Source organism: Streptomyces sp. NPDC102514 (assembly GCF_055584525.1).
The window spans coordinates 712,733-726,611 of the sequence record NZ_JBVJLW010000003.1 but is presented as its reverse complement, the minus strand read 5'-3'; the positions used below and the strand labels follow the sequence as shown (position 1 = coordinate 726,611).

At 72.6% G+C, this 13,879-nt stretch carries 13 protein-coding genes; 4 read left to right on the top strand and 9 right to left on the bottom strand.

Annotated elements, in window-relative coordinates; genetic code table 11:
* Window positions 1-3: 3 nt before the first annotated feature.
* Genes ACZ60E_RS11280 through ACZ60E_RS11255 form a run of 6 tightly spaced genes read right to left on the bottom strand, consistent with a single transcriptional unit; the run spans window position 4 to window position 7,024 of the window.
* Window positions 4-1,254, bottom strand: coding sequence for a vWA domain-containing protein (locus ACZ60E_RS11280; RefSeq protein WP_469439619.1), 1,251 nt, complete (start codon window positions 1,252-1,254; stop codon window positions 4-6).
* Entirely contained in the window at window positions 1,251-2,150 is a 900-nt protein-coding gene (locus ACZ60E_RS11275) for an AAA family ATPase (RefSeq protein ID WP_453790751.1), read from the bottom strand. The genes ACZ60E_RS11280 and ACZ60E_RS11275 overlap by 4 nt, the downstream gene beginning before the upstream one ends.
* Window positions 2,147-3,214 carry an XdhC family protein gene (locus ACZ60E_RS11270; protein ID WP_469439618.1) on the bottom strand — a complete coding sequence of 356 codons (1,068 nt, stop codon included), beginning with the start codon at window positions 3,212-3,214 and terminating at the stop codon, window positions 2,147-2,149. The genes ACZ60E_RS11275 and ACZ60E_RS11270 overlap by 4 nt, the downstream gene beginning before the upstream one ends.
* Window positions 3,211-5,610, bottom strand: coding sequence for an aerobic carbon-monoxide dehydrogenase large subunit (locus tag ACZ60E_RS11265; RefSeq protein ID WP_469439616.1), 2,400 nt, complete (start codon window positions 5,608-5,610; stop codon window positions 3,211-3,213). Before ACZ60E_RS11265 ends, ACZ60E_RS11270 begins: the two co-directional genes overlap by 4 nt.
* Window positions 5,607-6,128, bottom strand: a complete 522-nt coding sequence (locus ACZ60E_RS11260; RefSeq protein ID WP_469439614.1) for a (2Fe-2S)-binding protein — start codon at window positions 6,126-6,128, stop codon at window positions 5,607-5,609. The genes ACZ60E_RS11265 and ACZ60E_RS11260 overlap by 4 nt, the downstream gene beginning before the upstream one ends.
* Before the next feature lie 5 nt (window positions 6,129-6,133).
* Window positions 6,134-7,024, bottom strand: coding sequence for an FAD binding domain-containing protein (locus ACZ60E_RS11255; protein ID WP_469439612.1), 891 nt, complete (start codon window positions 7,022-7,024; stop codon window positions 6,134-6,136).
* A gap of 177 nt (window positions 7,025-7,201) precedes the next feature.
* On the opposite strand from ACZ60E_RS11255, the gene ACZ60E_RS11250 reads away from it, so the two are divergent.
* Together ACZ60E_RS11250 and ACZ60E_RS11245 are read left to right on the top strand one after the other, a co-directional pair.
* The gene (locus ACZ60E_RS11250; protein ID WP_469439611.1) at window positions 7,202-8,161 is read left to right on the top strand and encodes a LysR family transcriptional regulator; all 960 of its coding nucleotides are present in this window, start codon (window positions 7,202-7,204) and stop codon (window positions 8,159-8,161) included.
* A gap of 102 nt (window positions 8,162-8,263) precedes the next feature.
* Window positions 8,264-9,097 carry an SRPBCC family protein gene (locus ACZ60E_RS11245; protein ID WP_469439609.1) on the top strand — a complete coding sequence of 278 codons (834 nt, stop codon included), beginning with the start codon at window positions 8,264-8,266 and terminating at the stop codon, window positions 9,095-9,097.
* Here the strand turns inward: ACZ60E_RS11245 and ACZ60E_RS11240 are convergent.
* Window positions 9,094-9,336, bottom strand: coding sequence for a hypothetical protein (locus ACZ60E_RS11240; protein ID WP_469439607.1), 243 nt, complete (start codon window positions 9,334-9,336; stop codon window positions 9,094-9,096). The two genes, ACZ60E_RS11245 and ACZ60E_RS11240, sit on opposite strands and share 4 nt — an antisense overlap.
* A gap of 417 nt (window positions 9,337-9,753) precedes the next feature.
* On the opposite strand from ACZ60E_RS11240, the gene ACZ60E_RS11235 reads away from it, so the two are divergent.
* Complete coding sequence (locus tag ACZ60E_RS11235) at window positions 9,754-10,287, top strand: GNAT family N-acetyltransferase (protein ID WP_469439605.1); 534 nt, start codon at window positions 9,754-9,756, stop codon at window positions 10,285-10,287.
* A gap of 364 nt (window positions 10,288-10,651) precedes the next feature.
* Window positions 10,652-11,302: a DUF4360 domain-containing protein gene (locus tag ACZ60E_RS11230; RefSeq protein ID WP_384808246.1), complete on the top strand. Its 651-nt coding sequence runs from the start codon at window positions 10,652-10,654 to the stop codon at window positions 11,300-11,302.
* A gap of 85 nt (window positions 11,303-11,387) precedes the next feature.
* On the opposite strand, the gene ACZ60E_RS11225 is transcribed toward ACZ60E_RS11230, so the two are convergent.
* Entirely contained in the window at window positions 11,388-12,698 is a 1,311-nt protein-coding gene (locus tag ACZ60E_RS11225) for an alpha-glucoside ABC transporter substrate-binding protein (RefSeq protein WP_469439602.1), read from the bottom strand.
* Window positions 12,695-13,828 carry a hypothetical protein gene (locus ACZ60E_RS11220; RefSeq protein WP_469439601.1) on the bottom strand — a complete coding sequence of 378 codons (1,134 nt, stop codon included), beginning with the start codon at window positions 13,826-13,828 and terminating at the stop codon, window positions 12,695-12,697. The genes ACZ60E_RS11225 and ACZ60E_RS11220 overlap by 4 nt, the downstream gene beginning before the upstream one ends.
* Between the last annotated feature and the right edge of the window lie 51 nt (window positions 13,829-13,879).

Sequence of the window (13,879 nt, the reverse complement as noted above, 5' to 3'; positions counted from 1 at the left end):
GGCTCACCGCCGGCGGACCCGCCGGTTGCCGTCGTCCGCGATCGCCTCGATCACCTCGGTGAGTGCCATGAGGCTGTGCCCGCTCACGAACGCGTCGCAGTGGGGGAGGGCGGCGGCCATCCCGCCGGTGCGCGGCGCGTAACCGGGCGCCGCCCTGCGCGGGTTGACCCACACGATCCGATGGGCGAGCCGCGCGAGACGGGACATCTCGCGCCCGACCGCACCGGGATCCTCGCCCTCCCACCCGTCGGAGAAGACCACCACCACCGCTCCGCGCGCCATGCCCCGGCGGCCGTACCGGTTGTTGAACTCCGCCAGCGCATGGCCGATCCGGGTGCCGCCCGACCAGTCGGAGGCCGCGCCGCCCACCCGGCGCAGCGCCGCGTCCACACCGGAGGGACCGGTGTGCCGCAGTACCGGAGTGAGCCGTGTGAGCCGGGTCGCGAAGACGAACGCCTCCGCCGCGCCCCCGGCCGCGGCGCGCGGAAAGAGCCGCAAGTAGGCGCGTGTGTACGGCTCCATCGAGCGGGAGACGTCGCACAGCAGCACCAGCCGTCGCCGCCTGAGCCGGTCGCGGCTGCGAGCCAGTGACAGCACCTCGCCGCCCGTGCGCTGTCCGGCGCGCAGGGTGCGGCGCAGATCGATGCGGCGCCCCCGTCCGCCGGTCTCCTGGCGGCGACCGCGGCGCAACGGCGTCCGCAGCACCAACAGGGCGAGCAGCCGTTCCACCTCGGCCAGTTCACCGGCGTCGAGAGCGGCGAAGTCCTTGTGTCCGAGAACCTCGGCCGCGCTGCCCACGGAGGGCAGCGCCTCGGTCCGCCGGTCCCGGCCCGGTCTCCGGGCGCGGTCCGGCACCGCGTCGAGGGCGCCGCCCGGCAGCGGCGCGGCGACGGCGTCAGGACCGGCCCCGGGCGGCACCGGAGCCCGCCCGCCCACGGGATCGGGCCCGACGCCCGCCCCCGGCACGGGCCGCCCGCGGTCCTGGCGCACGGACAGCGACACCGAACGCGGCAGACCCCCGAAGACGGTGTCGAAGACCCGGTCGAACGGACCGATCTGCTCGCGCCCCGTCACGAAGGCCAGCCGCGCCGCCCAGTACAGGGCCGCCCGGTCCACCGGCGGCAGCAGACGCAAGGCATCCAGGAACCGCACCGACCGCTCCGGCGTCACCGCCACCCCGGCGCGGCGCAGTTCCGCGCCCAGCCGGACGCCGAACTCGGCCCGGTCGAAGAGCGGAATTTCCACCGCCGTCACGACCGGCGGCCCGCGACCAGCCAGTCCAGACCGCGCTCGCGCACCGACTCCTGGTCCTCCCGGTACTTGAGCAGCGAGCCGAGGGTGCTACCGGCGGTCGGCGCGTCCAGGACGTCCACACCGAGCAGCTTCAGCGCGGAGATCCAGTCGATGGTCTCGGCGATGCCCGGCGCCTTCTGCAGCTCCAGCGCCCGCAGCCGCCCCACGGCCGCCGCCACCGCGACCGCCAGCTCGCGTGACGTGCCGGGCACCCGTCGGCGCACGATCTCGATGAGCCGCTCGGTCTCCGGATAGTCGATCCAGTGGTACAGGCACCGGCGTTTCAGCGCGTCGTGGAGGTCACGCGTGCGGTTGGACGTGAGCAGCACGACGGGCGGCACCGCGGCCCGCACGGTCCCCAGCTCGGGAATGGTGACGGCGGCCTCGGAGAGCACCTCCAGCAGGAACGCCTCGAAGTCGTCGTCGGCGCGGTCGATCTCGTCGATGAGCAGGACGGCGGGCGCGGGCCCGGGATGGCTGAGCGCGGCGAGCACCGGCCGCCGCAGCAGATACGCCTCGCTGAACAGGTCGTCCTCGCCGATCTGTTCGTGCCGCGCCTCGGCGAGCCGGATACCGAGCAACTGGCGGGGATGGTTCCACTCGTACAGCGCCTCCGCCGTGTCCAGGCCGTCGTAGCACTGCAGCCGGATCAGCGGGCTGCCCAGGATCGCGGCCACCGACTTGGCCGCCTCGGTCTTGCCGACGCCCGCCTCTCCCTCAAGCAGCAGCGGCTGGGGCAGGCGCAGTGCCAGGAAGAGGGCGGTGACCAGGCCGTCGTCGGCGAGATAGCCCAGGGCGTCCAGCGCGGCGCGAAGACTCCCGACCCCCGGGAGAGCGCGCTCGACGTACTCGCTCACGGAGCCCCGGCCTCCGTGTCCGCCGCCGCCCGCGCCCGCGTGTGACGGACGGGGTCCTTCTCGTACGCCTCCCGGCAGGAGGGGCAGCAGAACCACTGCCTGCCCGCGCCGCCCGCGTCCGAGTACGGGGTGGTGGCCGCCGACCCCGCGACCTCCATCCCGCAGACCGGGTCGGTGGCCGTCACCGTCACCGGGCCGGCCACCGTGGCCTCTGCCACCTCTGCCGCCGCTGTCGTCCCTTCCGTCACTGCCGCCTCAGCCGTCGGCGAGCGGACCGCCTGGACCACCTCCGCCAGGATCGACAGCGCGATCTCGCCCGGCGTACGGGCTCCGATCCACAGGCCCGCCGGAGTCCGGACGCGGGCCCGCTGCTCCTCGTCCAGCTCGTGGGCGAGCCCGGCCAGCACCGCCGCCCCGCGCCGGGGACTGGCGACCAGACCCACGTACGGCACCCCGGCCCGTACCGCCGACAGCAGGGCCCGTTCCTCGTCGCGGCCGTGCGAGGCGATCACCACGGCCTGGGTCCCGGTCAGCGTCTCGGCGCCCGGGGTGCGGAGCGCGTCGGCACCGGACACCGAGGAGATCGCGTAACCGAGCGCCGGGCCGAAGTCGAGCAGGGTCCGCGCGATGGGGGACTCGCCGAGCACCAGCACGCGGGGCGCGGGCCGCAGCGGTTCGAGGAAGATCTCCAGTTCACCGCCGGACAGACACGGGTTGCAGACGCTGACCGCGCCCTCCTCGACGACCGGTTCCCCGGTGCCGTCGGCCGTCTCCTCCGGCGAGATGCGCAGCAGCAGGGACTCGCCGTCACGCAGGGTCCGCAGGGCCTGGACCCGTACCGTGGCCTCCGCGCAGACCCCGCCGACGAAACCCTCGATCCTGCCGTCGGCGAGGACCAGCGCGGTGTCACCGGGGCGCGCGCTCGCCGGACGGCGGGCACGTACGACGGTGGCCTTCACGAACGGCACCCGCCGGCCCGTCAGTTCGGCCATGCGCGCTTCGAGCGGCCCGGCCCGCGGCGGTACGACGGGCGGGACGGGCAGGACGGGGACGACGCGACTCATTGCGGTGCCTCCACCTCGCCGCCCTGCAGCGCCTGCCACACCCGGCTCGGCGTCAGCGGCATATCGGCATGGCGTACGCCGATGGCGTCGAGGACGGCGTTGACGACGGCCGGCGGTGAACCGACGGTCGCGGACTCGCCGATGCCCTTCGCCCCGAACGGATGGTGCGGGGACGGCGTGACGGTGTGGTCCAGCTCCCAGGCGGGCACCTCCAGCGCGGTCGGCAGCAGATAGTCCATGAAGGACCCGGAGAGACAGTTGCCGTCCTCGTCGAAACCGATGATCTCCATCAGCGCCATGCCGATGCCGTCGGCGAGACCGCCGTGCACCTGTCCCTCGATGATCATCGGGTTGATACGGGTCCCGCAGTCGTCGACCGCCACGAACCGCCGCACCTTCACCGAGCCCGTACCGGGATCGACGTCGACGACGCAGACGTACGCGCCGAACGGGTACGTCATGTTGGGCGGGTTGTAGACGGTCGTCGCCTCCAGATGGCCTTCCACACCGTCCGGCAGCTCCAGCGAACCGTGCGCCGCGAGCGCGATCTCCTGGATGGTCCTCGTCATCGCGGGATCGCCCTTGACCGACCAACGGCCCTTCGTCCAGGAGAGATCGTCCGGGGAGACCTCCAGCATCGCGCCCGCGATGATCCGCGCCTTGTCCCGCACCTTGCGCGCCACCACGGCCGCCGCGGCGCCCGACACCGGCGTGGAGCGGCTGCCGTAGGTGCCGAGTCCGAAGGGCGTCTGGTCGGTGTCGCCGTGCACGACGTCGATGTCCTCGGGCGGGATGCCCAGTTCCTCCGCGACGATCTGCGCGAACGTCGTCTCGTGGCCCTGCCCTTGCGTCTGCACGCTCAGCCGGACGACCGCCTTGCCCGTCGGATGGACGCGCAGCTCGCAGCCGTCCGCCATGCCGAGACCGAGGATGTCCATGTGCTTGCGGGGCCCGGCGCCGACCGTCTCGGTGAAGAACGACAGCCCGACGCCCATGAGTTCGCCCCGGGCCCGCTTCTCGCTCTGCTCCTTGCGCAGCTCCTCGTACCCCGCGAGATCCATGGCCTTGCGCAGACAGGCGGGGTAGTCACCGGAGTCGTACGTCCAGCCGGTCTTGTTCTCGTACGGGAACTGCTCCGGCCGCAGCAGATTCCGCATCCTCAACTCGGCCGGATCGGCGCCCAGTTCGTCGGCCAGACAGTCCACCAGGCGCTCGATGAGATAGACCGCCTCGGTGACCCGGAACGAGCAGGCGTACGCGACACCGCCGGGAGCCTTGTTGGTGTAGACCCCCGTGACCTGGCAGTGCGCGGCCTCGATGTCGTACGAGCCGGTGAAGATGTGGAAGAAACCTGCCGGGTACTTGGTGGGCTGCGCCGTGGAGTTGAAGGCGCCGTGGTCGGCGAGGACCTTGACCCGGACACCCAGGATCTTCCCCTCCCGCGTTGCCGCGATCTCGCCGGCCATGTGGTAGTCGCGGGCGAAGGACGTGCTCATCAGATTCTCGGAGCGGTCCTCCATCCACTTCACCGGCCGCCCGGTGACGATCGATCCGACGATCGCGCAGACGTACCCCGGATAGATGCCGACCTTGTTGCCGAAACCGCCGCCGATGTCGGGGGCCACGACCCGGATCTTGTGCTCGGGGATGCCCGCGACCATCGCGTAGAGCGTGCGGTGGGCGTGCGGGGCCTGGGTGGTCGAGTAGAGGGTGAGCTTGCCGTCCACCGGGTCCATCGAGGCGACCGCGCCGCAGGTCTCCAGCGGGGCGGGATGGACCCGCGGATAGAGCATGTTCTGCTCCACGACGACGTCGGCCCGTGCGAACACCTCCTCGGTGGCCGCGCTGTCGCCCGCCTCCCAGTCGAAGACGTGGTTGTCCGTACGGCCCTCCAGATCGTCCCGGATCACGGGAGCCTCGGCGGCGAGGGCGTGCCGGGCGTTGACGACCGGGTCCAGCGGCTCGTACTCGACGTCGATCAGCTCGATCGCGTCGCGCGCCGCGTAGTGGTCCTCGGCGACGACGAACGCGACCTCCTGGCCCTGGAAACGGACCTTGTCGGTGGCGAGCACGGCCTGCGTGTCCATCGACAGGGTCGGCATCCAGGCGAGCCCCAGACCGGCCAGGGTCTCGCCGGTGATCACCGCTGTGACCTTGGGGTGCGCCTCGGCGGCGGACGTGTCCACGGAGAGGATGCGGGCGTGTGCGAACGGGCTGCGCAGGACCGCGCCGTGCAGCATGCCGGGCAGTTGGATGTCGTCGACATAGCGGCCCTTGCCACGGACGAAGCGGGGGTCCTCCTTGCGCTTCATCCGGCCGAAGCCGATGGGCCGTTCGGGCGCCTGTCCCTGTGCCTGCTCCTGCGGTGTCACCGGGGGTTCGTCGACGGCGGTCATGTCTGGCTCCCCGTTGTTGTTGCTGTTGCCGGGGTCGTGGCTTCCGGGGCGGTGGCGGCGGCCTGTTCCTCGGCCGCCCACCGGATGGACCTGACGATGTTCAGATAGCCCGTGCACCGGCACAGCTGGCCGGAGATGGCCTCACGGATCTCCTGGTCGGACGGGTCCGGATTGCGGTCCAGGAGCGCCCGGCCGGTCAGCATCATGCCCGGCGTGCAGAACCCGCACTGCAGACCGTGCTGTTCGATGAACCCCTGCTGCACGGGGTCGAGCCGGTCGCCGTCCGCCAGGTCCTCGACCGTACGGATCTCATGACCGGCCGCCATCACCGCGAGGACCGTGCAGCTCTTCACGGGCTCGCCGTCCATCAGCACCACACAGGTGCCGCAGTTGCTGGTGTCGCAGCCCCAGTGCGTGCCCGTCAGCTCCAGGTCGTCGCGGAGGAAGCGCACGAGCAGATGGCGGGGTTCGACCTCCCGGGTCCGGTCCTCACCGTTGACGTTGACGGTGATCCGCATACGTCTCACGCCTCCCCTGTGGTGCCCTGGGCGGTCCGTGCCCTTGCGACGGACCGCCGCAGGGCCCGCCTGGTGAGTTCGCCGGCCAGATGCCGTTTGTACTCGGCGCTGCCCCGGCCGTCGGTGACCGGCGAACAGTTCGCGGAGGCCAGCCGGGCCGCCTCCTCGTACAGTGCCTCGGACGGTTCGCCGCCGTTCAGCAGTTCCTGGACCGCGTCGAGGTTCAGCGCGCCCGCGCCCACCGCCGCAAGACCCACGCCCGCGTCGGCGATCCGCCCCTCGCGCAGGGTCAGGGCGACCCCGGCGGCGGCGACGGCCCAGTCGCCGGACTTGCGCTCGACCTTCTCGTACGCGCTGCCCGCCCCCGGCAGGACCGGGATCCGCACCTGGACCAGCATCTCGCCGACGCCCACCGCGGTCTCGTACGGGCCCTGGTGGAAGTCGGCCATGGGCACGACCCGTTCGCCGCCCTCCCCGCGGATCACGACCCGCGCGTGCAGCGCCCCGCACACCGCGGACAGGTCCTCCGACGGGTCCGCCTGGCACAGGGAGCCGCCGATCGTGCCCCGGTTGCGGACCGGCGGATCGGCGATCACCTTCTCCGCGTCGTGGACGATGGGGAAGCACCGGCCGACCAGCGGCGACTCCAGGAGGGTGCGGTGCCGGGTCAGCGCGCCGATGCGCAGCTCGTTCCCGACCTGCTCGATGTGATCGAGTTCGTGCAGGTCGTTGATGTCGACGAGCAGTTCGGGTCCGGCGAGGCGCAGCTTCATCATGGGCAGCAGGCTGTGTCCGCCGGCCACGACCCTGGCCTCCTCGCCGTAGCGCCGCAGCAGCTCCAGCGCCTCGGCCACGCTCGTCGCACGCCGGTAGTCGAACGAAGCGGGTACCTGCACGGCACGCTCCCTCCCTCGAGGACCGGGCCGGTGCCCGGCGATCCGGCGGTCCGGCGGCCGGTCCGGGGGAACAATCGCGCGGTCGTACGGGCCGGTCAACGGCGACTCAAGCGAATGCTTAAGTCGGCCGGTAACGGAACGGGTCCTACCGGCCGAACAGCCGCTGTAATGGCGAACATGACGCTGACTCAGCTGCGCGCATTCGTCACAGTGGCCCGACTGGGTTCCGTGAAAGGCGCGGCTCAGTCGCTCGGAGTCACCGAGGCCGCCGTCTCCGGAGCGGTCGCCGTGCTCCGCCGCGAACTGGGTGACGTGCTCTTCATCCGGGCCGCCGGCGGGATCAGCCTCACCCCGGGCGGCAGCAGGCTGGCCGCGGGCGCCGCCGAGATCGTCGGTCTCGCCGAGGAGACCCGGCACCGGGTCCGCCAGGCGAGTTCCGGCACCGCCCATCTGCGGGTGGCGTCCACCGAGGCCGGTGTGGAACAGGTACTCCCCGCACTGCTCACAGCCTTCGGGCGCAGGCAGCCCGACCTCGACGTGGAGACCCTCGCCGTGCCGGTGGCGGTCTTCGGCGACCTGCTCCGCGACCGCCGCGCCGATGTCACCATCGGTCCGGCGCCGCGCCCGGCACCGGCCGTCGAGTCGATACCGTTCCTGCGCTTCCAGCTGGCCGTCGTCGCCGCGCCGGACCATCCGCTGAAACACCGGCAGCGGCTGGGCCCCGCCCAACTGGCCCACGAACCATGGCTGCTGGGCCCGGCCGGACTCGACCCGGACACACTGTCCGGGGCGTTCCTCGCCCACATCGGCGTCGAGGCGACCGGCGCGAAGGCCTTCCCCAGCGTCACGGCCTCGCTCAACGCGGTGGCCGCCGGGGCCGGGCTGTCCGTGGCCTTCCTGCACGTCGTACGCGACGACCTGCGGCGCGGGTCGCTGATCAGGCTCGATGTCACCGGCGCCCGGCTGGGCGGCATGCTGTACGCGAGCGCGCTCACCGGCGAACGCCGCTCGACGACGGCCGCCGCGCTGTGGCGCTTCGTGACGACACCGGCCGCGACGCAGGCGGTGCTGACGCGGTCCAACGGGGTTCCCATGAACGAGTTCCGTCCACCGGTCCACGTCACGATCTGGAGCTGACGTCCACCACGGCAGTTCGTCGCGGTTGTCCGTCGGGCGTCTTAAGCAAAGGCTGAAGAGCGCGTTGACGGTCCGGCGGGCTGCGCCCATCGTGTGTCCGTCATGGACTTCACCAATGAGTTCCGAGTGAACCTGCCGCCCGACGAGGCCTGGGCCCTGCTGACCGACGTGGAGCGGATCGCTCCCTGCATGCCGGGCGCCCAGCTCACCGGCGTGGACGGCGACGCGTACAACGGGGTCGTGAAGGTCAAGGTCGGACCCATGACCGTCCAGTACAAGGGGGTCGTCTCCTTCGAGGAGAAGGACGAGCCGGGGCGTACGGCGCTGCTGCACGCGCGGGGCCGCGACACCCGGGGGCAGGGCAACGCCGACGCCCGGGTCACCGCCCGGCTCGTCCCGGACGACTCCGGAACGCGCGTCACGGTCGACACCCGCCTCACGATCACGGGCCGGGTCGCGCAGTTCGGCAAGGGGATGATCGAGGAGATCAGCGGGCGGCTGCTGACCCAGTTCGTCGACAACCTGGAGGAACAGCTGGCGGCGGACCGGCGCCGGGCTACGGCCGGCACCGGCGAACCACCGACGCAGTCGGCTCCGGCGCCTGCTGCGGCTGCGGCTGCGCCAGGACCGGCCGCGGTGGGGGCGGACACCGGCCCGGCCCCCGGCGCGGAGGCCGCGGTACCGGCCGCTGCCGCCCCGGGGTCCACGGCGGCGGACGCCTCCGCGGCCGGAGCCGCCCAGGAGGCCCCGGCGGCAGCTCCCGCGACCCCGGTGTCGAACGGGGTCCGCCCCACGTCCCCGCCGCCCGCCCCGGCAGCGGTGCAGCCCCTGAACCTGATGAGCGTGGCCCGCGGCGCCGTCCTGAAGCGAGCCCTCCCGGCAGCGCTGCTGCTGGCCGCGCTCGTCATCGCGCTGATCGTCTGGCTCACGCGCTAGCCCTGCCGGTCCTGGGGCAGGGTTGCCTTGGGCGGTGGCGGTGTGCCGCGGGTCTCGCGGCCGGGGGTGCCCGAGGGGTGGCGGCCTTCCGCGGGTCCCGCGGCCGGGGCGCCCTGGACGGTGACGGTCTGCTGCCGGGTCCACGGCCGGGGGCGCCTTGGGCGGTGGCGGCCTTCGGCGAGTCCCGCAGCCGGCGGTGCCTGAGCGGTGGCGGTGTGCTGGGCCCTGTCGTCCCACAACCGGGCGCACCTGGGCAGTGAGGTCCTTCGGCCCCGCGGCCGGGTCGGCCCGGCAGGCGCCGGTCGAACGCCGGTCTCGCGCCGGTTTCTTACCGGCCCAGCCGCCGGGCTCACCCGGACTGCGGCGGTGCGTCCCGCCCGCCGGTTCCGCGGCCCGGTTCGCGCGGGCAACCGCGGTGTCCCGCCGGGCTCGCGCGGCGCCCGGCGTGTCAGCGGTGCCCGGCGTCTCAGCCGCGCCCGGCGTGCCGCGCCCGGCGTGTCAGCCGCGCCCGCGTGTCAGCGGTGCCCGGCGTGCCGCGTTCGGCATGGCAGCGGTGCACGCTGTGGGCGGTCGCGCGGGCGGCGCGGCCGTCCGGTGGGGGCGCGAGCGAGCTCGCGGATTTCGCACTCACGCCCGCGTATCGACAGGATGGGGGCATGAACGACATCCGTACCCCCCGCCTGCTGCTGCGCCGCTGGCAGGACGACGACCTCCTGCCCCTGTCAGAGATCCACGCCGACCCCACGGTGATGCAGTGGATCGGCGACGGCCTGCCGCGGTCCCTTGAGGAGACCGCGGAGCAGATCGAGGCGTGGGAGGAGGAGTGGGACGACGAGGGTTTCGGGGTCTTCGCCGTCGAACTCCTCGGCTCGGGAGAACTCGCCGGAGCCGTCGGCCTGTACGTCCCCGACTCCCCGCCCGAGATCGCGGAGCGGATCGCCATCACCTGGCGGCTCGGACGGGTCTACTGGGGACAGGGGTACGCGTCGGAGGCCGCCCACGCCGCGCTCGAGTTCGCCCTCCAGGACCGTGGCATCGACCGGGTCGTCGCCGCGCCCCGGCCGGGCGACAGCGCCTCCGCGAACGTGCTGGAGAAGCTCGGCATGAAGATGGAGGGTGCCGTGCAGGACCCGGTCCACGGATACGACCTCCGGCTGTACACGATCGACCTCACGGAGTACGAGGGCTGACGGACCCGACGCGCGCACGGCCGTCGGCGGACCTGCCGTCGGCCGGTGCACAAATGGCTGGAGTTCGCCCTGGCCCGGCACGGTCGGGCTTCGTACGATGCGATCGCTCCCGGCCTTCACAGCGCCTTCATTGAACCTTCACAGGGTCGGGTCCGAGCGCGCCTCCGCGTGATGCACATGTAGTTGATTGAGTGACATGTGCATGACTATCCGTGCGCTCTGCCGTTCCTGCGCTCCCTGCCCGATCGTCTGATCCCAAGCACCTGGTCCGCGAAGGCCCCCTGCACATGGGGGCCGCACCCCCCATTTCGCGGCGGGGCACGTTCCCCGCCGCCGGAACACCGACGCAACGGATTGGAACACCATGACCGGCGGACTGCTTCTGAGCGGCGCGATCGCCGCTCTCTTCGCCACCGCACTGCCCGCGCACGACCCGTCGAGCGCGATCGTCGACCCGCCCCCGGACAAGATCGTCATCAACGTCGCCACCGTGAACGGCTCCGGCTGTCCCGCGGGCACCGCCGCCGTCGCCGTGTCCCCGGACAACACCGCCTTCACGGTGACCTACAGCGACTACCTCGCCCAGGTGGGAGGCAACTCCGATCCCACCGCGTTCCGCAAGAACTGCCAGCTCAACCTGGTCGTCGCCGTGCCGGGCGGCTTCACGTACGCCATCGCCAGCGCGGACTACCGAGGCTTCGCCTCGCTCAAGGCGGGGGCGACCAGCACCGAGAAGGCCTCGTACTACTTCCAGGGCTCGTCGAACACGGCCTCCATCACGCACCCCTTCAGAGGCCCGCTCGTCGACAACTGGCAGGCCACGGACACCACGGAATGGGCCCAACTGGTCTGGGCGCCCTGCGGTGTCCAGCGGAACTTCAACATCAACACCGAGATCCGCGTCAACGCGGGCACGTCGGCTCCCAGCAGCACCAGTTTCATGACCATGGACTCGACGGACGGTGAACTCAGCACCATCTACCACCTGGCATGGAAGGAGTGCCCCGCCTCCTGAGAACCTGAAGGGCCCGCACCGGGTCCCCTCGGCCGGCTCCTCCGCACCGGGAGCCGGCCGAGGGCGTGCCCCGGGTTCACGGGATTCAGCCGCCGGGGCCGGCGCAGATGTGCTCGGGCGGCCGGAACGAGCGGGCGTCGTCCGCGTCCTCGTCCACCTGGACCCGTATGGTCTCCAACTGCCGCAGCAGCGAGTCGAGATGTTTCCTCGCGGGGTCGCGGAAGAACTCCAGGACCGCCCGGTGGAAGGCGTCCCGCAGCTCCGGCGGCATCACGTCGGAGGCGTCGAAACACAGGGCCTGGGCCGTCGAGTTGAGCAGGTGGTCGATCTCCTGCTCGACGGTGTTCGCCGACTCCGTGGGAGGCAGCCCCTTCGTGTCCGGGAACAGCGGACGCACCGCCGGGTCCGCCTCGGCCCGCCACCGCGCCCGCCCGGCCGGGCTCGACAGCCGCTCGACCAGTTCCTGGGCGTCGGGGTCGTCGCTGAAGACGGCGGCCATGTCCCCGGCGACCTCGAAGGTGTCGCGGTTCTCGGCCCGCCCGCGCAGGAACCGGGCCGACGGCTCCACACGGATGTCGTCGCCCGCGTACACGTACCGGATGAAGGCGCTCTGGTGTTCGTGGGAGCAGTCGAAGCCGGGGGAGTTCAGCAGTCCGCGGGGCCCCGCCGGGCCGGACGTGCCCTCGTACGACGTGGTCAGCGACTGCTCCACGGAGTCGTCGGTGCGGCCGTCGAGGAGTTCCGCCCAGGTCGTCCACGCCCGTACGACGTCAGGGTCGCGCCAGCTGAGCCTGCTCGTGGCCCATTGCTCGTAGCGGCCGGGACCCGCCTGGTGGAGCATGATGTCCTCGATCCAGTCCGTACCGGGCCAGCCCGAGGTGGCCTGCGAGGCGAGCCCCACGCACCACGTCGGATCGTCGCTCGGCGTGCCCTTCTTGCTCCACACCAGGCTCTTCAGGTCGACCTTCAGCGGCACCCAGTAGGTGCGGCTGCTGCCGTCCACCAGGATCTCCGGCGACCACGGGGAGAAGGCGCGTTCGAGGGTCGGCGAGGCGAGCGGCTTTAGCTTGTCGCGGCGGGCGTACTCGGTGAGTTCGCCGATGCTGTTCAGGACCGCCACGTCCGGCGGGGTGTCCGCCTCGAGCTGCGAGACGAGGGTTTCGCGCAGGGAGCGGGTGCCCTCGTAGGTGTAGGTCCTGCCGGTCCCGTCGTCGAGCCGCTGGAGCGCGGCCTCGAAGGCCTCGCCCTCCTTGCCGGTCCACGGGCCGAGCACGACGAGCGGGTCGGGGGCGTCCGAGGAGCAGCCGGGAACCAGGGCCAGCAGACATCCGGCCATCACGACACGCAGCCCCCGCAGGAGCCGCATGCCGTGCAGGGCGGCCGGTGGGCGGGTCATGAGACGGCTCCCGGACGGGCGACCACGAGATACTCGCGGCGGTACGCGTGCAGGGCGCCGCCGACGAGACCGGCGGCGAGCAGACCGACGGGCAGGACGAAGGGCGCGACTCCGTCGAGGAAGGGGAGCCGGCCGTCGGACAGCGTCTCGTCGATCCGGGTCTCCAGTACCTCGATGGCTTGTGGGTCGGGGCCGTCGAAGGGGCGCTCCTCGGCGATCGTCTCCGTCTCCGTGGAGGTCCGCTCGGCGAGCGCGTCGGCCAGCGGAGCGGACCGCGCCTGGGCGTTCTGCGCGAGCAGCGCGTCGGCCGCCAGGAGCGGCACGGCGAGCAGCGGCAGGGCGGCCGCCGCCAGCGGAACGCTGAGCCGGATACGGAAGCGGCGGCGCAGGAACACCACGGTGCGCCACAGCCCGACGGCGAGCAGCACCAGAGCGAGACCGGAGACCACGGCCGCGGTGAGCACGCCCCCGCCCCAGGCGGCGCGTTCCGCGAGCCGTTCGTGCAACTCCCGCTCCAGCCCCGTGACGCGGTCCACGATCGAGGTCGCGCCCGAGCCGGTCGCCGCAGGACACGGCGGGTAGCGGTCCTGGCGGTCCGCGGCGGCGACCGGCTCCGAACAGAGCATGCTGCGCGCGTAGGTCAGCTCGGCGTCCCGCAGCACGGCGTCGTTCGCGTGGCCCTGGGCGCGGCCGATCCACCCCGTGTAGTCGACGACCAGCGCGGACACCACACGCAGCTCCTGCTCCTCGGCCACGGTCAGGGCTCCGCTGCGGGTGACCTGGTTGAGGCTCTGCGTCGCCCGCGCCACCCGCGTGCGGTATCGCTCGCTGAGGCCGCCGAGTTCGGCCGCTCCCGCCTCGGCGAGGTTCTGCTCGGCCTCGCCCTGCGCGATGAACAGCGACGCCTTGGCGTTCGCGAGGCCCACCAGCGCGGGCGCCAGCCGGTCCCGCAGATACGCCGAGTCGTCCCGTACGTCCATGTACGCCCACCCGAGCGTGCCGAACGCCACCACGATGAGCAGGGGCAGCGCGATGAGCCGGTCCCGCAGGAACACCCGGTTGCGGCGGCCGGTGGGCGAGGGCCACAGGTAGCGCCAGAGCCGGCGGGCGAGTTCGGCGACGACGACCACCGCTCCCCGCGCGGCCCGGCGGGGACGGGCGAGCGGTGGGGTCGCGGGCGG